Raw genomic sequence first — 23269 nt, forward strand, 5'->3', positions numbered from 1 at the left:
TCACTCGGAGCCACGGCCCAGGCCGAACAAACCCGTCGGTCGCACGATCAGGATCACGAGGAAGATCACGAAGTAGACGACCTCCTTGAGGTCGGGGCCGACGTAGAAGCCGGCGAGGCTGTCGATCAGGCCGATGAACATCGAGCCGATCACCGCGCCAGGCAGGCTGCCCATGCCGCCGAGCACGACGATCACGAACGCGGTCAGGACGAAGTACGAGCCGACCGTCGGAAAAACCGGGTACTGCAACGCGAGCAGGCACGCAGCGATGCCGACGAGGGCGGCGCCGATGCCGAATGCGAGCACATAGGTCCGGTTGACATCGACACCCATCAGCGCGGCGGCGGTCCGGTTCTGCGCAAGCGCGCGAAACGCGCGGCCCGTGTAGGTTCGCGTCAGATAGAAATGCATGGCGAAGGCCACTGCGAGGGCAACGACGAAGGTGAATATCTGGCCGCTGACGAAAGTGAGCGGGCCAAGGCTCAGGTTCTGATTTCCGAAAGAGAATTCGACCTTGCGGATGTCGGCACCGAACAGCAGCAACGCCAGGTTCAGCAACGCCGTCGAGACCCCGACGGTCGCGAACACCTGAATGTGCGCATCGGCAGAGAGCAATGGCTGGATCACGTAGCGCTGCATGAGCGCACCGATCACGAAGAGAAAGACCACGACGATCGGGACCGCGAGGTAAGGGTGCAGACCCAGGCGGCTTGCACAAAGCCAGGCTACGTACATGCCCACCATCAGGAATTCGCCGTGCGCGAAGTTGACCACGCGCACGACCCCGAAGATGAGCGTCAGACCGATGCTGATGATCGCGTAGGCGCCACCGAGCAGCAAGCCGTTCGCTACCAGTTGGAGCAGCAATGACATGAGAAATCCTGAGTGCGGGGCGAGCCCCGCACGTTGGTTTGCCGGTGGCCTGGAAGGCTGATCAGTTCGTGGCGATGGGTTTCGCGTTTGCCACCCCATCAGGGAACACCGTCGCGAGCTTGCCCTGCTGCCACTGCATCAGGTTGAGCGTCGCGGCCGTGTTCTGGCCGGTCTCGTTGAACTGGATGCCCCAGCCCGCGGCCGTGCTGCCAACCGGCGCGCGGTAGGCGAGCGCCGCCTCGCGGATCTTGTCCTTGTCGGTCGACTTAGCCCGTGCCAGCACCTCGAGCATCGCCTTGGCGCCGACGTAGTTGGCGAGGCTGTGGCCCGAGCGTGGCGCCGCAGAAAACTTCTTCTGGTAGGCCGCGACGAAGTCTCCCAGACCGGGCGCACCGGTCGCGTTCATGGTGATCTGCGGGAAGTCGACGTCGTATACGCCTTCGATCGGCGCGCCGACCGCCTGTGCGGTGTCGGTCAGCGAATGACCACCGCCGCCGCCGATCACAGCCTTCGGTTTGTAGCCGGCCGCGGCAGCCTGGCGGAAGAAGAGCACCGCGTCGTTCTGGTAGGCGGTGTGCAGGACCACGTCGGCACCGGCGCCCTTGAGACGCAGGATCACCGACGACAAGTCGACCGTCTTTGCAGAGTAGGCCTGCACCTCGACGACCGTGATGCCGAGCTTCGCGGCGCCTTCTTTCTGCGCCGCGGCGACCAGCGAGCCGTACGGGCCGTCTTCATGAATGATCGCGAGCTTCAACGTCTTGGGATCGACCTTGAGCGTGGGTGCGACCACCTTGACGAGCCCCTCGAGCGTCCGATCGCCGATGTTCTTGGCAGTGGGGTTGACGCGGAACAGGTACTTGAAACCGCGCCCAGTGATCGTGTCGGCGGTAGCGCCGAGCTCGAAGTACGGCACGCCGGCAAGCTCGGTGACCTGCGTGGCCGCCTGCGAGATACCCGACGCATAGCTGCCGAAAACTGCGACGACGTTCTCCACCGAGGTCAAACGCCGCGCTTCGCCGACCGCTTGGCTGGCGTCGACTGCATCGGCCTTCACGAGCAAGATCTGCCGACCGTTGATTCCGCCAGCGGCGTTGCGTTCGTCGACTGCGAGCTGCACACCGCGATAGCTTTCGTCGCCCAGCAAGGCAAGGCCGCCGCTGAACGGGTACAGCGCCCCGAGTTTGAGTTCCTGAGCGTGTGCAGGCGCGCTGGCTAGCGCGAACGCAATACCGACGCCTGCCGTGACCCGGCGCAGAGCATTGAACATGGCTTGTCTCCTGGTGGTTTTAGTGCGGATGAAGCGCTTCAGACCTACCAGATCGAACCGTCCAGCTTTCAGGTCTTCGCCGGAAACAAATTTAACTTGAAGCGCTTCATCTCTCTATTCGGGTTCTCCCGCGATGGTCGCAATGCGCCACCACGGCCACCTATGCGCGCACTGTAGAGATCTGCGTCACCGGCTTCAGGTTGGTGTAGTTCGCGACGTCGTTGCGGATGTCCTTGGCATGTGGCGAGAAGGCGGCGTAGAAGGCGTCGGTCGAGTCGAAGTACATGTGAACCGCGGCGACGAAAGCCGGCCGGCTGCCGGGCGCCGGCCCAGACACCCCCTCGTCGATCTCGAACTTCTTCATCGCATCGCCCAGCAGCTTCTGGATCATCGGCACGTGCTTGTCGGCGTAGTAGTTCATGTCGAAGGTGCTGCCTTCGTCGTTGGGATAGAGAACGCTCACTTTGATCATCTGGATTACCTCTTCGGTTGGGGGGAACTGGTCGGCGCATCGGTCGTGGCACGTTGGGCTCCGATGCCCAGATACGTGTCGATGATGCGTCGGTCGTGCAGCAGATCGCGGGCTGCACCGGTGAGCGCGACAACGCCCATTTCGAGCACGTAGCCGCGGTCAGCCACCTGCAGCGCGGCACGCGCGTTCTGCTCGACCAGCAGCACCGACACGCCGTGTTGCCGCAACGACGACACCACCTGCAACACCTCGCGCACGATGAGTGGCGCCAAGCCGAGCGATGGTTCGTCGAGCATCAACAGGCGCGGCCGCGCCATCAGCGCGCGGCCAATGGCGAGCATCTGTCGTTCGCCACCCGACAGCGTCGAGGCCATCTGGCCACGTCGCTCACGCAGCCTTGGAAAGATCAAGAAGACCTCGTCCATGCGCGCTTTTTGGTCGCGCCGGCCGGTACGCCAACGGTAGAAGCCGCCGAGCAGCAAGTTGTCTTCGACCGACATCTCGGCGAACAGCTCGCGCCGCTCGGGCACCAGCGACACGCCGCGCGCGACCATCGCCTCGACGCTCGGTCGCGCGATGCGCTCACCGCCCAGCGACAGCGCGCCCTTTGCCGGCAGCAAGCCCATCGCAGCGCAAAGCAAGGTGGTCTTGCCGGCGCCGTTGGGGCCGATCACGGTGACGATCTCGCCTTCGTTCACATCGAGTGCGACGTCGTGCACGGCCTCGACTGCGCCGTAAGACACGCTGAAGTTTTCGAGCTTGAGCAACGGGGTCATGCGTTGCGCCTCACTGCTTCGAGCGCTGCGACAGGTTCATCGTCGGCCACGCCCAGATAGGCTTCGAGCACCTTGGGATCGGCCTGCACTTGGGCCGGTGTGCCCTCGGAAATGACGGTGCCGAACTCGAACACGGTGATGCGGTCGGCCAGGTTCATGACGAACTCCATATCGTGCTCGACCACCAGGATGCCGAGCCCTTCGGCGCGCAGTTGAGACAGCAGATCGGCCAGCGCGCGCTTCTCCAGATGGCGCAGGCCGGCGGCCGGTTCGTCGAGCAACAGCACCGCCGGCTGGCTGGCCAGCGCGCGTGCGATCTCGACCACGCGCTGCTGTCCCAGTGCGAGCGACGCCGCTGGCGCATCGGCATGCGCGCCGAGCCCGCAACGCTCGATCTGCACGCGTGCTTCGGCCAGCAACGCGGCCTCTTCTGCGCGGTCGAGGCGCAGCATCGAAGCGACCCAGCCACGCCGCGCGCGACGGTGCGCACCGAGCGCCACGTTCTCGATCACGCTGCGCTGGCCGAGCAGCCGCACGTGTTGAAAGGTGCGACTCAGGCCCAGTGCGGCAAAGGCGCGTGAAGGTTGCGCCTGCATGGTGCGGCCCATGAGCCGGACCTCGCCTTCGGTCGGATCGTCGACGCCCGAGATCATGTTGAAGAAGGTGCTCTTGCCTGCGCCGTTGGGACCGATCAGCGCGTGGATCTCGCCCGCCTTGCAGTTCATCGTGACCGCGTTGTTGGCAACGAGGCCGCCGAAGCGCTTGGTGACCGCCGTAGCCTGCAGCAGCACCTCGCCGCGCGCCGGCAGCACGCGTTGCAGCAGGGTCGCGAGCTCATGCGGCGCTCGTACTTTTTCAGGCCGAAGATAGCGCCGGCCCAGACGTCCGAACGTCGGCCAGAGCCCATCGGCAAACCGCTGCAACACCAGCACCATCAAGAGGCCGAACACGATCACCTCGAAGTTGCCGCTGGTGCCCAGCAGGCTCGGCAACACGTCCTGAAGTTTCTCCTTGAGCAGCGTGATCACGGCCGCACCCAGCACCGCGCCCCAGAGATGCCCCGAGCCGCCGACCACCGCCATGAAGAGGTACTCGATGCCGATGTTCAGGTTGAAGGGCGTCGGGTTGACGAAGCGCTGCATGTGCGCATAGAGCCAGCCCGAAATCGCCGCCATCAGCGCAGCCAGCACGAAAAGCTTGACGCGGTAGCGTGCGGTATCGACACCCATCGATTCGGCCATCAGCCGACCGCCTTTCAGCGCGCGAATAGCGCGGCCTTCGCGCGAGTCGAGCAGGTTGTGCAACAGCCACAAGCCGGCCAGCAGCGCTGCCCACACCACGATGCCGAGGGCCCGCGGCGACGCCAGCGAATAACCGGCGATGACCAGCGGCGGCACGCCGGTGATGCCGGTCTGCCCACCGAGGAAATCCATGTTGCCGAACAGGTAGTAGAGGCTCAGGCCCCAGGCGATGGTGCACAGCGGCAGGTAGTGGCCGGACAACTTGACCGTGAAGGCGCCGAGGCCCCACGCCAAGGCGAACGTCAGCACCAGCCCGAGCGCCAGCCCGACCCACGGCAGGCCCGCCGCACCGACGACGACGCCGAGCGCGGCAGCCGCCATCGGCGAGGTGCAGACCCACGCCGTCGCATAGGCGCCGACACCGACGAACGCCGCCTGCCCGAACGAGGTCATGCCGCCGACACCAGTCAGCAAGACCAGCCCGACGGCCACCAGCGAATAGAGCCCGATGTAGCTCATCACCACCACGGTGAACTCGGGCAGGAAGCCCCATGCCACTGCGAGCGCCACGATGGCCGCCGCGGTGAGATGGCGGCGCGTGAGCCAACGCTTGTCGGCCTTCATTCCTCGTCCTCCACGTGACGACTCTTGAGCGACCGCCACCACAGCACCGGAATGATCAGCGTGAACACCAGAACCTCCTTGAAGGCACTGGCCCAGAACGACGAGAACGCTTCGAGCTGACCCACGAGCAGTGCGCCGGCCAATGCCATCGGATAGCTGCCCAGGCCACCGACGATGGCAGCGACGAAGCCCTTGAGGCCGATCAGAAAACCGGTGTCGTAGTAGACGGTCGTGAGCGGTGCGATGAGCAAGCCGGACACGGCCGCGATCAACGCCGACAGCGCAAAGCTGACGTCACCCGACAGCTCGGTCGGGATGCCCATCAGCCGCGCGCCGACGCGGTTCATCGCCGTGGCGCGCAACGCCTTGCCGACCATCGAGCGGCCGAAGAAAAGAAAGAGCAAAACGACCAGCGTGAAGGTGACGCCGACCACCACCAGCGACTGTCCGCTGATTTGCAGACCGCCGACTTCGAAGCGAGCGTCCGAGAAGGCCGGCGTGCGAGATCCTTCGGCGCCGAAGAAGAGCAAGCCGAGCCCGGTGAGGACGCCGTGCAACGCGACCGACACGATCAGCAGCATCAGCACCGTCGCATTTGCCAACGGGCGGAATGCCAGCCGATAGATCAGCGGCCCCAGCGGCGTGATGATGACCAGGGTGTTGGCCGCCTGTGCCCACAACGAAGCGGGCCGCCAACCGAGCACCAGCACACAGGCCAGCACCGGCAACGCCACGCACCAGACCAGCGCCGAACTCCAGTCGACCGTGGCGCCGCGCTTCCAGCGCCACGCCTCGACCACCAGCACCACGGCCGCCAATCCCAGCAACAGCCACAAGGTCGGCGGGATGCGGCCAGCCTGCATGGCGGCCATCGACAACGCGCCGAACGCGACCAGCTCGCCCTGCGGAATAAAGATGACGCGGGTTACCGAAAAAACCAGCACGAGGGCCACCGCCATCAGCCCGTACACCGCGCCGTTGACCAGGCCGTCCTGCACCAGGAGCAGGGCGATCTGAAAATCCATTACTTACTTTCCGAAGTCACGCCTCAAGGCTGATCAGGGTTGGTATTTCCACGCGCCGTTTTCGATCTTGACCATCACGCGCGCGCGCTGGTCGAGGCCAAGGTGGTCGGTAGGCGACAGCGTGAAGATGCCGTGCGCGCCGGGCATTTCCTTGGTCTGCTCGAGCGCGTCGCGCAGCGCGGCGCGGAACTCGGGCGTGCCGGGTTGAGCCTTCTTGAGCGCGATCGGCACGGCGGCGGTCATGAGCAGGCCGGCATCCCACGCGTGCGCGCCGAAGGTCGACACCGTCCCCTTGCCATAGGCCGCTTCATACGCCGCGACATAGGCCTGCGCGCTCTTGCGCACCGGGTTCGACGCCGGCAACTGCTCGGCCACCAGCACCGGGCCTGCCGGCAGGAACGTGCCTTCGACATCCTTGCCGCCGACTCGCAGAAAGTCGGCGTTGGCGACGCCGTGGGTCTGGTACATCTTGCCGGTGTAGCCACGCTCCTTGAGCGCTTTTTGCGGCAATGCGGCCGGCGTACCGGAGCCGGCGACCAGCACTGCGTCGGGCTTGGCGGCCATCAGCTTGAGGGTCTGGCCGGTGACCGACGTATCGGACCTTGCGAAGCGCTCGTTGGCGACGACCGTGAGGCCCTTGAGGCCCGCAGCCTTGGCGAACTCCTGCGACCAGCCTTCGCCGTAGGCATCCGAGAAGCCGATGAAGCCGACGGTCTTGATGCCGCTCTTTTGCATGTGCTCGGCGATGGCGAGCGACATCATGATGTCGTTCTGTGGCGTCTTGAAAACCCACTTGCGCTTGGCATCCATCGGCTCGACGATGCGCGCCGAAGCAGCCATCGAGATCATCGGAGTCTGGGCCTCAGCAGCGACGTCGATCATCGCCAGCGAAGCCGGCGTGATGGTCGATCCAAGGATGATGTCGACCTTGTTTTCGGCCAGCACCTTGCGCGTGTTGGTGACGGCCGCCGTAGTGTCCGACGCGTCGTCCAGCACGATGTAGTTGATCTTTTGCCCGCCGATGGTCTTGGGCATCAGCGCGATGGTGTTCTTTTCAGGGATGCCGAGCGATGCGGCAGGGCCGGTGGCCGACAGCGTGACACCGACGTTGATGTCGGCATGCGCGGACAGTGCCGCAGCCAGCAAGCCGGCCAGCAAGAGAGGGTTCAGAAGCTTCATTCTTGTCTCCAGGAAATTGAACGCAAAACAGAAAAGTCGGAACGACGGGCGCAGCGCGCCAGAAGGTCGGGGAGAGGCGTAGTAGAGAGTCTCGCGGGCGTTGCCGCCATCGGGATTGACCCCGGCTCGCGTGAAGATTTCAACGTTCGTCGAATGAAAGCACGACGCGATCGGTGAGCGGATGCGCCTGGCACGTGAGCACGAAACCGGCGGCGACTTCCTGCTTGTCGAGCGCGAAGTTGCGCTCCATGCGCACCTCGCCTTCGACCAGCTTGGCGCGGCAGGTGCCGCATACCCCGGAGGTGCAAGAGAAAGGTACTTCGAGCCCGGCGGCAGAGGCGGCGTCGAGGATGCTCGGCTGGCCCTTGCGAAACGAGATCTCGCGCTGCAGTCCATCGCGCACGATGACGATGCGCGCCTGTTCGGCATCGCCTGGCAGCGCCTCGTGCAGCACCGCGCCCACGGCATTGCCGGCGGGCAACGCGACCCCGAAACGTTCGATGTGAATGCGCTCTTCAGGCACGCCCGCCGCCAGCAACGCAGCCTCGGCTTCGTCGTTCATCTGGAACGGTCCGCACACGAACACCTGGTCGATCTGCCCGGCCGGCACCACGCTTTTCAGGAACTCGCCGATCTTGTCGCGGTTCATCACGCCGTGATTCAACGGCGCGTCGGTCTGTTCGTCGGAGAACACATGCTGGAGCACCAGCCGCGTCATGTAGCGGTTCTTCAGGTCTTCGATCTCTTCCTTGAACATCGTCGACTGCAGTTGCCGGTTGCCGTAGATGAGCGTGAAGCGGCTGAGCGGTTCGCGTGCCAGCACCGTCTTCATGATCGACAGGATCGGCGTGATGCCGCTGCCGCCCGCGATACCGACGTGATGCCGCTTCGCAGCCGAATCGAGCGGCACGAAGAAGCGGCCTTGCGGCGCCATCACCGCGACCGTGTCGCCGGGTCGCAGGTGCGCGTTGATCCAGTTCGAGAAGACACCGCCGCGCACCTTGCGCACGCCCACGCGCAGTTCGCCATCGTCGACACCGGCGCAGATCGAATACGACCGCCGCAAGTCCTGGCCGTCGATGTCGGTGCGCAGCGTGAGGTACTGCCCTTGCGTGAAGCCGAACACTTCGCGCAGCTCGGCCGGCACATCGAACGACACAACAACCGCCTCCTGCGTGTCGGGCTCGACCGCGCGGACGCGCAGCGGATGAAAGATGACGCTCATAGCGGCTTGAAGTATTCGAAGGGTTCCTTGCACGCGAGGCAGCGGTAGAGCGCCTTGCATGCGGTGGAACCGAAGGCCGACAGCCGCTCGGTGTGGCGACTGCGGCAGCGCGGGCATTCGAGTCGTTGCGCATCGGCACCGCGGCCGAAGAAGCGGATCGGCACCGCCTCGCCTGCAGCGACATTGGCCACGACATGCGGCGGCGCGATGCCGTACTCGGCCAGCTTGCGGCGACCTTCGGCGCTGATCCAGTCGGTCGTCCAGGCGGGTGCGCGGCGCAAGGTCACGCGGGCCGGACCGAGGCCTGCCGCATCGAGTGCCGCGAGAACGTCTTGCTCGATGACTTCGGTGGCGGGGCAGCCGGAATAGGTGGGCGTCAGCACGATCTCCAGGCCATCGTCATGCGCGATCACGTCGCGCACGATGCCCAGGTCGCGCACCGAGACGGCCGGCACTTCGGGGTCCAGCACCGTCGCGAGCACGTCCCATGCGGCCGCGACGTGGCCGGCATTCGGCGCGAGTACGGCGGCAGTCACCACACACCTCCAGGAAACGCACGTTGCAGGTACTGCATGTCGGCCAGGATGAAGCCCATGTGCTCGCTGTGCCGGCCCCGCTTGCCGTCGCTGCGAAAAGCGGAATCTTTCGGGATCGTCAAGCCGGCTTCGTCGAGGATGAGCTTCATGTCGGCCATCCACTGCCCCTGCAGGTCGGCCCAGCGGGGACCGATGCCGGAGGCGCTCGCTGCATCGTCGATCGCATCGGTGTCGAACAGTTCGGGCACGTAACGCCACAAGTCGACCAGTGCCGCATCCATTCGGCGGTGGGATTCGGCAGTGCCGTCGCCCAGTCGCACGACCCAATCGCCCGAGTGCTGCTGGTGGTAGCGCGCCTCCTTCACCGCCTTGCCGGCAATGGCCGCAAGCTCCGCATCGCTTGACGTCGCGAGCCGTTCCCACAGCAGCCTGAGCCAGGTCGCGATCATCGCGTTACGCAGCACGCTGAACGCGAAGTCACCGCGCGGCAACTCGACCATCGTGAGGTTGAGGTAGTCGCGCTCCTTGCGCAAAAACGCGAGCTGGTCTTCGTCGTGCGGCACGTCTTCCAACTCACCGGCACGGGTCAACACCGCACGCGCCTGGCCGAGCAGATCGAGCGCGATGTTGGCCATTGCGATGTCTTCTTCGAGCACCGGCGCATGACCACACCACTCACCCAAACGCTGGGCGAGGATGAGGCAGGTATCGCCGATGCGCAGCAGGTATTGCGTGGCGGGCTTGCGATCGAGTTCGATGGAGGATTGCATTGTTAGTAGCTCCCGTTGTGCTGCGGGTTGCCTTGTTCCTGGCGGTGATCAGAGCGCTTTGCACAAGGATCACGTCGATGGCGTGCTCTCCGCAGCGAAATAAAGGAGGAGCCCGAAGGGCGGGGGACGCTCACATGTGATCGACGGCTTTGGGCAACGCATAGAACGTCGGATGGCGGTACACCTTGTCTTCCGCCGGATCGAAATACGCGGCCTTGTCCCCCGGGTCGTTGGCGACGATCTGGTCGGAGCGCACGACCCAGATGCTGCTGCCCTCTTGCCGCCGCGTGTACACGTCGCGCGCCATCTGGATCGCCATCTTCGGGTCGGCCGCGTGCAGGCTGCCGCAGTGCTTGTGATCGAGCCCCGCCTTGCTGCGCACGAAGACTTCCCACAGCGGCCACTCCGGTTGAGCAGCCACGTTGGCAGTCGCAACTTCGTTCGTCATGCGGCCTCCTTCATCGGTTGCTTCTGGGCATGCGCCATCGCTGCATCGCGCACCCACGCGCCGTCGTCCCATGCTTTCACCCGCGTCGCCAACCGCTCGCGGTTGCACGGCCCATCGCCACCAACGACACGCCAGAACTCGCTCCAGTCGATGGTGCCGTGGTCGTGTGCCTGGCGCTCTTCGTTCCACTTCAGGTCCGGGTCGGGCAAGGTCACGCCAAGGATGCGCGCCTGCTCGACGGCGGCGTCGATGAACTTCTGCCGCAGGTCGTCGTTCGAGAAACGCTTGATGCCCCAGCGCATCGATTGCGCCGAGTTGGGGGACTGATCGTCGGGCGGGCCGAACATCATGATCGAAGGCCACCACCAGCGATTTACCGCGTCTTGCACCATCGCTTTTTGCGCGTCTGTGCCTTGCGTCATCATGGTCAGCAGCGCTTCATAGCCCTGGCGCTGATGGAAGCTTTCTTCGCGGCAGATGCGGATCATCGCGCGGGCATACGGGGCGTACGAGCAGCGGCAGATCGGCACCTGGTTCATGATCGCCGCGCCGTCGACCAGCCAGCCGATGGTGCCCATGTCGGCCCACGTCAGCGTCGGGTAGTTGAAGATCGAGCTGTACTTGGCTTTGCCCGTGTGCAGCGCAGCGAACATCTGGTCGCGCGAGGTGCCGAGCGTCTCTGCCGCAGCGTACAGATAGAGACCGTGACCGCCTTCGTCCTGCACCTTCGCCAGCAAGATCGCCTTTCGCTTCAAGGTCGGCGCGCGCGAGATCCAGTTGCCTTCGGGCAGCATGCCGACGATCTCCGAATGCGCGTGCTGGCTGATCTGCCGCACCAGCGTCTTGCGGTAATGGTCGGGCATCCAGTCCTTGGCTTCGATGAAATCGCCGGCATCGATGTGGGCATCGAAGCGCTCTTCGAGGCGCATCTCTTCGGCGGAGCGAATGGCCTTCTTCTTGCCATCGGCATCACTACCGTCCTTGCCCATCGTGTCCATCGCTTGCGTGTACATGGTGTCTCCTGTGTTCAATGTGGGCGCGTATCGACCACGCGCCGCGCCTTGCCGGTTTGAGTGCGCTCGATGCTGTTCGGATCGAACACGCGCACCTGCGTCGAAATGCCGATCAGCGTCTTCACGCGGTGCTGCACCCACTGCGCGATCGCGCTGCGGTCGCCTTCGGTGATCGCGCTTCCGGTGGGCTGCAGCTCGCAGTGCACTTCGACTTGGTCGAGCAAGCCGTCGCGGCTCACGTGCACTTGATAGAGGCCCGACAGCCGCTCGTGCGCGAGCACGATTTCTTCGACCTGCGTCGGGAATACGTTGACGCCGCGAATGATCATCATGTCGTCGCTCCGCCCGACGATCTTGCCCATGCGGCGGAAGGATCGCGAGGTCGGCGGCAGCAGCCGGGTGAGGTCACGCGTGCGGTAGCGGATGACGGGCATCGCCTCTTTGGTGAGCGAGGTGAAGACCAGCTCGCCCTCTTCGCCATCGGGCAACAACTCGCCGGTGTCGGGGTCGATGATCTCAGGGTAGAAGTGGTCTTCCCACACCACCGGACCATCCTTGCTTTCGATGCACTCGCTTGCGACACCGGGGCCCATCACTTCTGACAGACCATAGATATCGACAGCGTCGATGCCGGCCTTGTTCTCGATGTCGTGACGCATCGCTTCGGTCCACGGCTCGGCGCCGAAGATCCCGATCTTGAGGCCGCTGCTGCGCGGATCGACGCCCTGGCGTACGAACTCTTCCATGATCACCTGCATGTAGCTGGGCGTCACCATGATGATGTCGGGCTTGAAGTCGCGGATGAGCTGCACCTGTTTTTCAGTCTGCCCGCCCGACATCGGGATGACGGTGCAACCGGCCCGCTCGGCCCCGTAGTGCGCACCCAGGCCGCCGGTGAAAAGGCCGTATCCGTAGGCGACATGGATCATGTCGCCGGCCCGGCCACCGGCCGCACGAATCGAGCGCGCGACCAGGTCGGCCCAGATGTCGATGTCGTTCTTCGTGTAGCCGACCACCGTCGGTTTGCCGGTCGTGCCCGAGGACGCATGGATGCGCGCGACCTGTGCGCGCGGCACCGCGAACATGCCGAACGGGTAGTTGTCGCGCAGGTCGCCCTTCACCGTGAACGGGAACTTCGCAAGGTCGCTCAGTTGCTTCAGGTCGCCGGGCTTCACGCCCTCGGCGTCGAAGGCTTTGCGGTAGTGCGGCACATGGTCGTAGGCGCGTTGCAGCGTCGCCTGCATGCGCTGCAACTGCAGCGCGACGATCTCGTCGCGGCTGGCGGTTTCGATGGGCGACAGGTCGCCGGGTTCGGGGCGCTTCGCGGTCATGGGGCGTCTCCCGCAGCGGCCACGGTTTCGGGCGCGGTCGCTGTTGCGATCGGCTTTACCGCTGGCCTGCCTTTCAGGGTGTGCGAGCGGCCGCGGAACACCGCGATGCGCTCACCGCGCTGGTTGGTCACTTCGGTGTCGTAGACGCCGGTACGGCCGCTCTTGGAAATCTCGATGCAGCTTGCCGTGAGCTGGTCGCCTTGCCGCGCCGGCGCGATGAAGTCGATGCCGAACGACGATGCCACCGTGAGCTCGTCGTACGAGTTGCAAGCGAAGGCGAAAGCCGAATCAGCGAGCGTTGCGATAAAGCCACCGTGGCAGGTGTCGTGGCCATTGAGCATGTCTTCGCGCACACGCATCGCCAGCGTGGCCGCGCCGGGCGCAATGGCGAGCACGGCCATGCCCAATGTGCGGGTCGCGCGGTCGCGGCGCAACATGCCCTCGGCCACGCGCTCGGCGGTTTGCTGCGGTGTCGGCTGCAACGTTGGCATGCTTCAGCGATCGGTGAAGCGCGGCGCGCGCTTGTTGCGGAAAGCGTCGACGCCTTCGAGGTAATCGTGCGCGGCGCCGAAGCGGCTTTGCAGCTGCGCTTCGTTGGCGAGCGCACCGGCCAGATTCATGTCTTGCGCTGCCGACAGCGCTTGTCGCGTCGCGACCAACGCCTGCGTCGGCATGCCGGCGAGGCGCGTCGCCAAGGCGGTGACGGTGTCGACGAGCGCAGCGTCTTCGACGCATTGCCAGATCATTCCCATCGTGGCGGCTTCGGCAGCCGGCACCTTGTCGCCGAGCATCGCAAGTCCGAGCGCACGCGCATGGCCTACCAAGCGCGGCAGCAGCCACGTGCCGCCGGTGTCGGGCACGAGGCCGATCTTCGAGAACGCCTGGATGAAGCTGGCCGAGCGCGCCGCGATCACGAAGTCGCAGCAAAGCGCGAGGTTGGCGCCGGCACCCGCCGCGACGCCGTTGACGGCTGCGATCACCGGCACAGGCATGGCGCGGATACGTTCGACCAGTGGCGCGTAAGTGCCGGTGATCAGCTGGCCGAGGTCTTTGCCGGGCGCAGCCATCGGATCGCTCAGATCCTGCCCGGCGCAGAAGCCGCGTCCAGCGCCGGTGATGACGACGCAACGCACATCGGCATCGTCGGCCGCAGCGTTCAGCGCAGCAATCAGCTCGGCGTGCATGGTGGTGGTGAAGCTGTTCATCGCGGCCGGACGGCTGAGCGTCAGCGTGGCGATCGCGCCGCTTCGGGCTGCAAGTATCGAAGGCTCCGTCATCGTGGTGTGTCTCCATCGCTCGGCAAAACACTATTGACCGACCGTTCGGTAGATTTTAAGATTCGTCGATCGGGTGGCGCAAGCCCTCGCCATCGCATTGACGTCGGTGCAAACCCTGAGGAGACAAAAACATGCCCTGCTATGCCATCGAAGGCGTCGTGCCCGTGGTCGATGCGACCGCCTACGTGCACCCGACCGCCGTGCTCATCGGCGACGTGATCGTGGGCCCGGGGTGCTACGTCGGGCCGCTGGCCAGCTTGCGCGGCGACTTCGGCCGCATCGTGATGAAGACCGGCTCCAACGTGCAGGACACCTGCGTGGTGCACGGCTTTCCGCTGCAGGACACGGTGATCGAAGAGAACGGCCACATCGGCCACGGCGCGGTGTTGCACAGCTGCATCGTGCGGCGCGATGCGCTGGTCGGCATGAACGCGGTGGTGATGGACGAGGCCGAAGTCGGTGAAGCATCCTTCGTCGCGGCCTGCGCTTTCGTCCCTGCCGGCATGAAGATTCCGCCGCGCAGCCTGGTCGCCGGCATGCCGGCCAAGGTCAAGCGCGAACTGAGCGACGCCGAGATCGCCTGGAAACTCGAAGGCACCCTGACCTATCAGGCGCTCGCGCGCCGCTGCCTCGCCAGCCTGGTCGAAGTACAGCCGCTCACCGTCGTCGAACCCAACCGGCCGACCGTTCAGCGCTCATCCGTTCGCTCGCTGGTCGACACCAAGCGCAGCGCAAAAGCGGACTGACCCGATGGCACGCGGAAGAGCCGCCAACTACGACGACCAGCGCGACATGATCCTGGCGCGCGCGGCCGGCTTGTTCGCGCAGCGCGGCTATCCGTCGACGTCGATGAACCAGGTGGCCGAGGCCTGTGGGCTGTCGAAGGCGACGCTGTATCACTACTACCGCGACAAATACACGCTGCTCGTCAGCATTGCGGACGACCACGTGTCGCGACTGGCGGCACTGGTGGAAGACGAAGCCAGCCTGGCGCTGCAGGGCGAAGCGCGCTTGCGGCACTTCATCCAGCGCATCGTCGCGGAATATGCCGATGCGCAGGACGCGCACCGCGTGCTGACCGAAGACGTCAAGTTCCTGGAGCCGACCGACCGCGAGCGCGTGCTCGGCAAGGAGCGCAAGGTGGTCGCAGGCTTTGCCAAGGCGGTAGCCGAAATGCGCGCCGACAAACCCGGTGCGCCGCTTTCGAAGCCGCTCACCATGCTGCTCTTCGGCATGATCAACTGGATGTTCACCTGGATGAAGCCGGGCGGCGACCTCGACCATGCGGCGATGGGGCCGATCGTGGCGGATCTGTTCATCGGCGGCCTCGGTGCGGTCGCTGCGCCGGGGTCGCCGGTGAACGTCAGGCCGGCTTCATGAAGCCGACATCGCGCGGGTAGGTGTAGGTCGTGCCGTTCACCACCAGCGTATTGCCGTTGAAGTTCTTCAAGTTGGGGAGGATGTCGAGCAGTTGCGCATCGTTCAGGCCGAACCACTTGCCCATGGTCGCGCCGTACTGATCGACCGAGGTGGTCGGGATCAAGCGGCCCTGGCCGACGTGGCCTTCGTAGCCGTCGAGCGTGGAGGTGTTGTTGATGCTCACTGGTGGCGGCGCACCGTAGATCATGTTGCCTTTGACCGCGCCGCCGACCACGAAGTGGTGGTTGCCCCAACCATGGTCGGCGCCGTCGCCGTTCGATGCGAGCGTGCGGCCGAAATCGGATGCTGTGAAGGCAGTGACCTTGTCGCCGAGGTTTTCGGCAACCATCGCCGCATGAAAGCTGGCCATGGCGTCGCTCACTTGCTTCAACAACGGCGCCTGGTTGTTGATCAGGTTGTCGTGCAGGTCGAAGCCGCCCGTCGACACCATGAACACCTGGCGCTTGGCACCCGTCGTAGCGCGTCCGCGAATCAGGCGCGCCACCATGGCGAGTTGGTTGCCGAGGTTGGTGGGCGGCACCGGAAACGTCCCGGCGGCATAGGGCAGTGCGATGGCGGTCGTCACCGTGCCTTCAGCCTCCACCGCGCGCTTGGTGACTTTGTTGTATTCGTTCTCGAGCTTGTGCGTGCGGGTTTGTTGGGTCAGCGCCTGCATCGCAGACTTGACCGTAGCCGAGCCGTACAAAGTGGTGCCAGAGGCCGGACTCACACTGTTGATGCGCACGGCACCGCCGCTGCTCACCTGGTATTGCAGCGCACTGTCGCCCGACAAAAACACCGCATTGCCTGAGACCGAAATGCAGGTGAAGAGCGAGTTGCTGTTCCGCCCGAGCACCAGGTCGCCGATGTTGCCGCCCCAGCCGACCGTCGAGCCTTCGGGCGACGACGATTGCCATGTCGACTGCTGGTCATTGTGCGAGAAGAGCTTGGGCGGTTGCGGGTACACCTTCTTGTTGCTGTTGTTGAAGGTGGCGCGGCTGAGCGGCACGACCAGCGGTCCGACGTTGAGTTGAACCGCCGCGTTGCCGGCATCGAACAAGCCTTTCATCGCCGTCATCGATGGGTGCAATGCGTATTGGCGGCCATTCGTCAGCGCCTGCGTCGGGCTGAGCGCCGTCGCAGCGAGATCGGCCTTGGCGATCGCGATGCCACCGGCCGACTGAACGCCGCCACGGATGGTGCTGTACTTGCCGTAGCTGTCGTCGTCGTAGGTGACGACGGTGTTGGCGTAGTCGCAGCCGCCGTACAAAAACACGCAGACAAGCGCCTTGTAGTCGGTGGCCGTCTGCGCAGCGGCCTCACCCATTGTGGCCAGGCTGAGCGCGAACGGCATGGCGGTGCCGGCCAACGCCAGGGAACTGGAACGCTTCAGAAATGCGCGGCGCGAATGGCCCTTGGGGTCGATGTAGTGCATGGGGCGCCTATTTCTGGATCAGGTATTCGGGGGAGGCCAGCACCATCAAAATCGCCGCGTAGATGCGGTTGTTCTTCAGGGTGTCGTTGGTGCTGCCGGCCGGGATGGGCGGCGTCGCGAGTGCATTGGTGATCAACGCCACCGTGGCTGCTGAAAGCTGGTTGGCGCACATCACGAGGTTGAGCCGGCGCACGAGTGCGGCTGCATCGAACACCAGCGATTTTTCGACCGTGTAGCTCGCACTCACATCCTTGGTGTCGTAACCGTTCTGCAGGATGTTCTGCATGTAGTTGAGGTACCCGCCGACGCTGGTCTCGTTGACCAACTGGAACTCCGGCGCGACCTTGCCTTCACTGGCCAGCACCGTCGACGGCGGCACATAACCGGGCCTGAAAAAATTGAACACCGAAGGCGAGCGCAGCGGGCTCTGGCCGAGCCGATTGGCCGCATCCGTGGTGTTGTCGACTTTCCAGGTGTCCTTGACCGAGGTCACGCCGAAGCTGCGTGCCCATTGCACGAGGCGCAGCATCGGTTCGCGCAGGCGGCCGAAGTTGGGGTCGGTCAGACCGGCCGGGCTGCGTGCTTCGTTATCGAGCAACACGGCAGCGAAGACGCTCTTCATGTCGCCACGAACACCGGCACCGTTGTCGGCGAACACGGCCGCGACGCGTGCGATGTAGGCCGCGCTCGGGTTGCTGGTAATGAGCCGCTCGATCAGCTGCTTGCAGATGAAGGGCGCGGTGTTCGGATGATTGGTCAGCGTGTCGAGCGCCGTCTTCAGTGAAGCGGCACCCTTGGTACCGGCCGCGATCGTGGTGCCGAGAAAGTTCGACGCCATCGTCGAATGGTTGTTTTCGGTCAACACCATGGGCCGTTGGGTCCACTGGTTGCTTTCGATCGTGTAGGTCTGGCCCGGTGGCGCGAAGGCGCCTTTTTCGGCCGTCTTGATGTCGAGGTCGTAGCCGGTGAAGACCCGCGCGATGTTGGTCACGTCGTCTTGCGTGTAAGTGTCGAGCGGCGTGCCGTCGGCCGCGCGCTTGATGCTGCCGTCGGCATTGAGCTGATACAGCCCCAGCGTCATCAACTGCATGACTTCGCGGCCAAAGTTTTCATCGGGCTGGCGACCGGACGAATTCTCTTTCATGTTGCCGCGCGTGTTGAGGTAGAAGCCCATCGCCGGATTCAGCGTGATGTCTTCGAGCAGCTTGCGGAAATTGGTGGTCACGCTTGCGACCATCGTGTCCCAGTACTGCGCCATCATCGTGTCGGGCCAGCTCGATCCGATGTCATTGGCCGACACCACGAAGATCTCGGAGAAGACCATCGCCATGCGCTTGCGGAACCCGTCCGGTGACGACATGAGCTGGTTCCAGATCATGTTGTCGGTGTAGGCCGTGTTGTAAGGCTTGCTGGCGAGCCATTGCCAGCCGGTTTGCGATGGCGCGAGGTCGGCCTGCTCGCCGATCCAGGTCAGGTAGCCCTTCGCGCGGACCGCCGCGATGTCGGTTTCCGTCGCCGAGAACTGCGCCTGCAACAAGAAGCGCGCAGCCTCGTCGTCGGTCTTGGCGGTGGTGTAGATGTAGGTGCCGGCGGTCGGCGTGTTTTGCAATGCGGTGAGAGACCCGGCCGCGACCTGGGTGCTTCCGGTCGAGGTGGCTCCGTTGGTGCCACCGGCGGCCAGAAAGGCAGCGCCACTGCTGCCTCCACCGCCGCCACCGCCGCATGCGGCGAGAGCCGCCGCGGCCGCCAGTGCCGCCGTCAGCGAGAGCCGGCTGCCGTGTCCGGCTTCGCTGGGTGTGCTGCCAGAACTTTCGTTTGACGAAAGGGCGCGCGTTGTCTCTTCGGTCGCGATTTCGCGACCGGTCTGCAAGTCTTCGACCATGGGTTTCCTCGTCCTCGACGCTGTTGCGTCACTCCGCTCAAGGCAAATGCCGTGCCCGACCATGGGTGGGCCACCGGAACTCTAAAGGACGTCTGTAGGACAAGGACTGTAAGAAAATGTGACTTTTTTCGTCACATCGATACAACTCGACATTGCGCGTGCCGAAAAATGTCGGTCAGTTTTTGGCCGCTTCGAGCGCGTTTCGGGTCTGCAGGGCGACAGCCCTTGCCGCCGCCGCAAAGTCGTCTTTGTCAGAGGCGTAACAGATTGCGCGCGACGAATTGACGACGATCGGCGCATCGCTTCGCCAACCTGCGCGGACAGTTGCAACGGCGTCACCGCCTTGGGCTCCTACGCCCGGGATAAGTAACGGAACCGTCGGCGCTAAAGCACGCACGCGTTCTATTTCTGCCGGGTACGTCGCGCCGACGACAAGGCCGAGTTGTCCGTTCAAATTCCATGGACCTTGCGCGAGCCGTGCAACGTGTTCATACAAAAAAGGTTCTCCTTTTATGCCGGCGAGCCGCTGGCCCTGCAGATCGGCACCGCCCGGGTTGCTCGTTCGGCACAGCAAAAAGGCGCCTTTGCCGTCGTGCCGGAGATACGGCTCGACCGAATCGAATCCCATAAAAGGCGACAACGTGACCGCATCCGCGCCGTAACGCTCGAAAGCCTCACGCGCATATTGCTCAGCGGTCGAGCCGATGTCGCCACGCTTGGCGTCGAGGATGACCGGGACATGCGGCACGTTGCGGCGCAAGTGCTCCATCAACTGCTCGAGCTGGCCTTCGGCGCGGTGCGAGGCAAAGTAGGCGATCTGCGGCTTGAAGGCGATCGCCAAGTCGGCAGTGGCATCGACGATGCGGGCGCAAAAGTCGTAGATTTTGCTGGCGTCGCCTTTGAGGCCTGCCGGAAAGCGGGCCGGCTCCGGATCGAGACCAACGCACAGGAGCGAGCCGTTCTGGCGCTCGGCGGCGCGCAACTTGTCGAGAAATGTCATGGGCCGATTCTAGGAAGCGACGCGCTCGAACTCGGCGGCCGCCAGACAGAGGTCGGCCCAAGCCTTGGCCTTGTCGGCCGGATTGCGCAAGAGATAGATCGGGGGATAGCTGGCGACCAGCGGGGTTTCCGCCCCGCCTCGATCGACTCGTACTTGTGCAACGCGGCCGCGCAACTTGCCGAGCGGCTCGTCGCTTTGCATCAGACCCTGGGTCGAAAGCGGCCCCAGCGCCAGCACGAGCCGGGGTGCCAGCGAGGCAGCCTGCGCGGCGAAGCCGGTGCGGAGCGGCGCTACGTCGCCTGGCGGCGCACCGGTGGCGCTGCGGTGAACGCGCGCCAGATGCACCGGCGCCGTCCCGCGATCGAGTTGCAGCGCCCGCAGCATGTTCTGCAGCAGACGCCCAGCCTCGCCGGCAAAGGGCTCGTCGTCGTGGCGGCCGTCTGCCGAGGGGGGCGTGTCGACCACCAGCAGCCAGCCGTTTTCAGGTGGGCCGCTACCGTCGTAGAGACGGATCGCGGGTTCGATCAGGACTGCAGCAGCCTGCGCCGCACCGGGCGCGCGCCGGGCCGCAGGCGTTGGGGCGGCTGCGGTGGCGGTGGCAGTGACAGTGGCGGGAGGCAAAGACTCTGCCGGAGCCGCTGCGCGCGAGCGACTCGCCACGGGCTCTACCACCTCAGGCGCCGCAGTTGCCGTCATCCGCTCCGCCGTCGGCCACCAGACCTTGACGCCCATTTCTTCGAGCATGGCCCGCTGGCGCGCATCGAGCTGCATCGTCGCTTCGGTCATTGCAAGGCGCCCCAGGCGCTGCCGGTTTCGTCGAGCCGCAAGCTCATCACCACGGCGTCTTCGCGACGATTGCCGAGGTCGGGGTAGTAGGCCTTGCGCACGCCGACACGGCGAAAGCCCTGGCGCGTATAGATGTCGAGGGCGCGCTGGTTGCTCTGCCGCACTTCGAGCCAAAGCCATTGCGCCGCCTGGACGCGCGACCAGCCGCAAAGGGCTTCGAGCATCAACGGCGCCCAGCCCTGCCGCTGAAACGCCGGTGCCACGGTGAAATTGAGCAGATGGACCTCATCGACGCCCTTCATGGCAACGAAGTAGCCGATGAGCGTGTCGCCGCCCATCAGCAACTGGCAGTGATAGCCGGCCGTCATCGAGTCGGAGAAGTTGGTCGGTGTCCAGGGGTGGCTGTACGCAGTGCGCTCGACCGCGCAGACCATGTCGATCCAATCGGTGGTCAGGGGTTCGAGCCGGGCTTCGAGGGGCTGGAGAACAGCGCTCATTTCAATGAAGTAGCAACAACGGCGCCAGCTTTGATGGCGGCGCGTTCTTCGGTGGTTTGGGCGACTTTATCGCGGACGTACAGCGGTGCGGCATCGGCCGGGGCGACGGCGCGGCCCGCAGCGAGCAGGGCGGGTGCGAGGCGGAGCATGGCAGCGGCGGTGGGCAACACCACGTGACGCGCAGTCGCTGCGGCCAGCCGGTCGCCATAGGCAGCGAATGCATTGCCTGCGAGGGCGAAGCCCGGCGGGACGATGAGTGCTTCCGGCGCCAACAATTGTGCTCGGCCGAGGTCGTCGGGATCGGCGCCAATGCCACGACCATCCAGCACGTAGCTCGCCGCGTACACCTGGTCCATCCGCGCATCGAGCACCGACACCACCCGCGTCGTGCCGAAACGATGGCGCGCTTCTTCGGCCATCGCATGCAGCGTGTCGACCGGCAGCAGCGGCACATCGGCGCCGAAACCCAGCCCCTGCGCCACCGCACACGCGGTGCGCAACCCGGTGAACGATCCGGGCCCGCGACCGAAGGCGATCGCGTCGAGCTCGCGCAGCGTGAGCCCGGCCTGGGCAAGCAGTTGCAGGACCAGCGGCAGGAGCGTGGTCGACGACTGCGCCCCGCCGGCACCGCTGTGCTCGAAGAGCAAGTCGCCGTTCTGCACCGCGACCGACAACTGGTCGGTGCTGGTGTCGAAGGCGAGCAATTTGGGCATGCAGCGATTATCGAGGCGCAGGCCGACCGGGATAATCCGGCGATGCCTTTCGCCTTTCCCAAGCCCTGGCGCCAAGCCGTCGTTTTCGCCTGCGCCCTGGCCGCCATTGCGCACGCCACCGCGCAAGCGCTCCCATCTGAAGTCGATGCCGCCCTGGCGCGCGCCAAAGTGCCGCGCGACGCAGTCGTCATGCTGGTCGCCGATGCCGATGGTGTACGGCCGCCGCGCCTCGCCTGGCGCACCCAAGTGCAAGTCAACCCGGCGTCGATCATGAAGCTGGTCACGACCTATGCCGCGCTCGACCTGCTCGGCCCGGCCTTCACCTGGACCACGCCCGTCTACGTCGATGGGCCCATCGTCAACGGCGTGCTCAACGGCAACCTGTACATCAAGGGCCAGGGCGACCCCAAGCTGGTGATCGAGCGCATGTGGCTGCTGCTGCGGCGCATTCAGGGGCTGGGCATCAACAGCATCGCGGGCGACATCGTGCTCGACCGCACCGCATTCGAAACCGTGGAGGCCGATCCGGCCGCCTTCGACGGCGAAGGCTTGCGCCCCTACAACGTGGCGCCCGACGCGCTGCTGCTCAACTACAAGTCGGTCGTGATGACCTTCGTGCCGAACCGCGCCGCGCAAACGGCCCAGGTCAACTTCGAGCCGTCACTGACCGGCGTGACGATGCAGCGCACGGTGCCGCTGTCGGCCGGCGACTGCGGCGATTACCGCGTCACGCTCGCCGCCGACTACGCCGATGGTGCACGCATCGGCTTTGCCGGCAGCTACCCCGCAAGTTGCGGTGAAAAAGTCTGGGCCGTTGCGTACGCCGACCCGCGCAGCTACGCGGTGCGTGCCATCGGCGGGCTGTGGAGCGAAATGGGCAGCCAGCTCAAGGGCCAGGTGCGCGAAGGCCGGGTGCCGGCCGGGCTCAAGCCGGCATTCGAAGTCGCCTCGCCGCCGCTCGCGGAGGTGATTCGCGACATCAACAAGTACAGCAACAACGTGATGGCGCAGCAGCTTTTTTTGACGCTCGGGCTTCAGCAGAAAAACCGCGGCACGCTCGACGGCGCACGCGACACGGTCAGGCAGTGGTGGAACGATCGCATCGGCACCGGCGAAGGTCAGCCGGTGTTCGACAACGGCTCGGGTCTGTCGCGCAACGAGCGCATCAGCGCCGCGGCGCTGGCCAAGATGCTGCAGGTGGCCTGGCGCTCGCCGGCCATGTCGGAGCTGATGTCTTCGCTGCCGGCCTCCGGCGTCGACGGCACGCTGCGCAAGCGCGCACTGCGCTCGGGCGGCGCGGCGCACCTGAAGACCGGCACGCTGCGTGACGCGGCGGGCGTGGCGGGCTTTGTCGATGGCGCCAGCGGCCGGCGCTACATCGTGATCGCCATCGCCAACCACGCCAATGCGGGTGCGGCACGGCCAGCGTTCGATGCACTGGTCGACTGGGCGACCCAGGACTGAAGCTGACTGGCTG

24 protein-coding genes are annotated in these 23269 nt (G+C 65.1%); 3 read left to right on the forward strand and 21 right to left on the reverse strand.

All coding sequences use genetic code 11. The features are described 5' to 3' along the window. The 15 genes from H7F36_RS04440 to H7F36_RS04510 form a co-directional block, all read right to left on the reverse strand. Positions 1-873 carry a branched-chain amino acid ABC transporter permease gene (locus H7F36_RS04440; RefSeq protein WP_187053538.1) on the reverse strand — a complete coding sequence of 291 codons (873 nt, stop codon included), beginning with the start codon at positions 871-873 and terminating at the stop codon, positions 1-3. Positions 874-934: 61 nt separating this feature from the next. Beyond that, entirely contained in the window at positions 935-2143 is a 1209-nt protein-coding gene (locus tag H7F36_RS04445) for an ABC transporter substrate-binding protein (RefSeq protein WP_187053539.1), read from the reverse strand. A 160-nt stretch (positions 2144-2303) separates the two neighbouring features. Then, positions 2304-2615: an EthD family reductase gene (locus H7F36_RS04450; RefSeq protein ID WP_187053540.1), complete on the reverse strand. Its 312-nt coding sequence runs from the start codon at positions 2613-2615 to the stop codon at positions 2304-2306. A 5-nt stretch (positions 2616-2620) separates the two neighbouring features. Continuing rightward, positions 2621-3391 carry an ABC transporter ATP-binding protein gene (locus H7F36_RS04455; RefSeq protein WP_187053541.1) on the reverse strand — a complete coding sequence of 257 codons (771 nt, stop codon included), beginning with the start codon at positions 3389-3391 and terminating at the stop codon, positions 2621-2623. Continuing rightward, positions 3388-5256, reverse strand: a complete 1869-nt coding sequence (locus tag H7F36_RS04460) for an ABC transporter permease subunit (protein WP_187053542.1) — start codon at positions 5254-5256, stop codon at positions 3388-3390. The genes H7F36_RS04455 and H7F36_RS04460 overlap by 4 nt, the downstream gene beginning before the upstream one ends. Continuing rightward, positions 5253-6281 carry a branched-chain amino acid ABC transporter permease gene (locus H7F36_RS04465; protein ID WP_187053543.1) on the reverse strand — a complete coding sequence of 343 codons (1029 nt, stop codon included), beginning with the start codon at positions 6279-6281 and terminating at the stop codon, positions 5253-5255. Before H7F36_RS04465 ends, H7F36_RS04460 begins: the two co-directional genes overlap by 4 nt. 33 nt (positions 6282-6314) lie before the next feature. Then, entirely contained in the window at positions 6315-7460 is a 1146-nt protein-coding gene (locus tag H7F36_RS04470) for an ABC transporter substrate-binding protein (protein ID WP_187053544.1), read from the reverse strand. 139 nt (positions 7461-7599) lie between these two features. Further along, positions 7600-8685 (reverse strand): 1,2-phenylacetyl-CoA epoxidase subunit PaaE, encoded by a 1086-nt coding sequence (gene paaE / locus H7F36_RS04475; RefSeq protein ID WP_187053545.1) that lies wholly within the window; start codon positions 8683-8685, stop codon positions 7600-7602. Continuing rightward, a complete protein-coding gene (paaD, locus tag H7F36_RS04480) occupies positions 8682-9224 on the reverse strand; it encodes a 1,2-phenylacetyl-CoA epoxidase subunit PaaD (RefSeq protein ID WP_410003067.1) in 543 nt (180 codons plus the stop codon). Before paaD ends, paaE begins: the two co-directional genes overlap by 4 nt. After that, on the reverse strand, positions 9218-9991 hold the full coding sequence (gene paaC / locus H7F36_RS04485) for a 1,2-phenylacetyl-CoA epoxidase subunit PaaC (protein ID WP_187053547.1): 774 nt from the start codon (positions 9989-9991) through the stop codon (positions 9218-9220). Before paaC ends, paaD begins: the two co-directional genes overlap by 7 nt. A gap of 130 nt (positions 9992-10121) precedes the next feature. After that, positions 10122-10439, reverse strand: a complete 318-nt coding sequence (paaB, locus tag H7F36_RS04490) for a 1,2-phenylacetyl-CoA epoxidase subunit PaaB (RefSeq protein WP_187053548.1) — start codon at positions 10437-10439, stop codon at positions 10122-10124. Beyond that, on the reverse strand, positions 10436-11452 hold the full coding sequence (gene paaA / locus H7F36_RS04495; RefSeq protein WP_187053549.1) for a 1,2-phenylacetyl-CoA epoxidase subunit PaaA: 1017 nt from the start codon (positions 11450-11452) through the stop codon (positions 10436-10438). Before paaA ends, paaB begins: the two co-directional genes overlap by 4 nt. 14 nt (positions 11453-11466) lie before the next feature. Further along, positions 11467-12783: a phenylacetate--CoA ligase PaaK gene (paaK, locus tag H7F36_RS04500; RefSeq protein WP_187053550.1), complete on the reverse strand. Its 1317-nt coding sequence runs from the start codon at positions 12781-12783 to the stop codon at positions 11467-11469. Continuing rightward, the gene (gene paaI / locus H7F36_RS04505; RefSeq protein WP_187053551.1) at positions 12780-13274 is read right to left on the reverse strand and encodes a hydroxyphenylacetyl-CoA thioesterase PaaI; all 495 of its coding nucleotides are present in this window, start codon (positions 13272-13274) and stop codon (positions 12780-12782) included. The genes paaK and paaI overlap by 4 nt, the downstream gene beginning before the upstream one ends. A gap of 3 nt (positions 13275-13277) precedes the next feature. Beyond that, positions 13278-14060: an enoyl-CoA hydratase-related protein gene (locus H7F36_RS04510; protein ID WP_187053552.1), complete on the reverse strand. Its 783-nt coding sequence runs from the start codon at positions 14058-14060 to the stop codon at positions 13278-13280. Positions 14061-14191: 131 nt separating this feature from the next. Here H7F36_RS04510 and H7F36_RS04515 point away from each other — a divergent pair, with 131 nt between their 5' ends. Both H7F36_RS04515 and H7F36_RS04520 read left to right on the forward strand, forming a co-directional pair. Beyond that, entirely contained in the window at positions 14192-14806 is a 615-nt protein-coding gene (locus H7F36_RS04515; RefSeq protein WP_187053553.1) for a phenylacetic acid degradation protein PaaY, read from the forward strand. A 4-nt stretch (positions 14807-14810) separates the two neighbouring features. After that, positions 14811-15440, forward strand: a complete 630-nt coding sequence (locus H7F36_RS04520) for a TetR/AcrR family transcriptional regulator (RefSeq protein ID WP_187053554.1) — start codon at positions 14811-14813, stop codon at positions 15438-15440. Here the strand turns inward: H7F36_RS04520 and H7F36_RS04525 are convergent. From H7F36_RS04525 to tsaB, 6 genes are all read right to left on the reverse strand, one after another. After that, positions 15424-16914 (reverse strand): DUF1501 domain-containing protein, encoded by a 1491-nt coding sequence (locus H7F36_RS04525; RefSeq protein WP_187053555.1) that lies wholly within the window; start codon positions 16912-16914, stop codon positions 15424-15426. The two genes, H7F36_RS04520 and H7F36_RS04525, sit on opposite strands and share 17 nt — an antisense overlap. Before the next feature lie 7 nt (positions 16915-16921). After that, positions 16922-18796: a DUF1800 family protein gene (locus tag H7F36_RS04530; protein ID WP_187053556.1), complete on the reverse strand. Its 1875-nt coding sequence runs from the start codon at positions 18794-18796 to the stop codon at positions 16922-16924. A 175-nt stretch (positions 18797-18971) separates the two neighbouring features. After that, complete coding sequence (gene pyrF / locus H7F36_RS04535) at positions 18972-19796, reverse strand: orotidine-5'-phosphate decarboxylase (RefSeq protein WP_187053557.1); 825 nt, start codon at positions 19794-19796, stop codon at positions 18972-18974. Positions 19797-19805: 9 nt separating this feature from the next. Next, positions 19806-20582, reverse strand: a complete 777-nt coding sequence (locus H7F36_RS04540; protein WP_187053558.1) for a uracil-DNA glycosylase family protein — start codon at positions 20580-20582, stop codon at positions 19806-19808. Next, entirely contained in the window at positions 20579-21079 is a 501-nt protein-coding gene (gene rimI, locus H7F36_RS04545) for a ribosomal protein S18-alanine N-acetyltransferase (protein WP_187053559.1), read from the reverse strand. Before rimI ends, H7F36_RS04540 begins: the two co-directional genes overlap by 4 nt. Further along, positions 21076-21792, reverse strand: coding sequence for a tRNA (adenosine(37)-N6)-threonylcarbamoyltransferase complex dimerization subunit type 1 TsaB (gene tsaB, locus H7F36_RS04550; protein WP_187053560.1), 717 nt, complete (start codon positions 21790-21792; stop codon positions 21076-21078). The genes rimI and tsaB overlap by 4 nt, the downstream gene beginning before the upstream one ends. A gap of 42 nt (positions 21793-21834) precedes the next feature. On the opposite strand from tsaB, the gene dacB reads away from it, so the two are divergent. After that, positions 21835-23256: a D-alanyl-D-alanine carboxypeptidase/D-alanyl-D-alanine-endopeptidase gene (dacB, locus tag H7F36_RS04555; RefSeq protein ID WP_187053561.1), complete on the forward strand. Its 1422-nt coding sequence runs from the start codon at positions 21835-21837 to the stop codon at positions 23254-23256. The last annotated feature ends 13 nt before the right edge of the window (positions 23257-23269 follow it).

Origin of the sequence: Variovorax sp. PAMC28562 (assembly GCF_014303735.1) — a bacterium.
In the GTDB taxonomy this organism is placed as follows: domain Bacteria; phylum Pseudomonadota; class Gammaproteobacteria; order Burkholderiales; family Burkholderiaceae_C; genus Variovorax.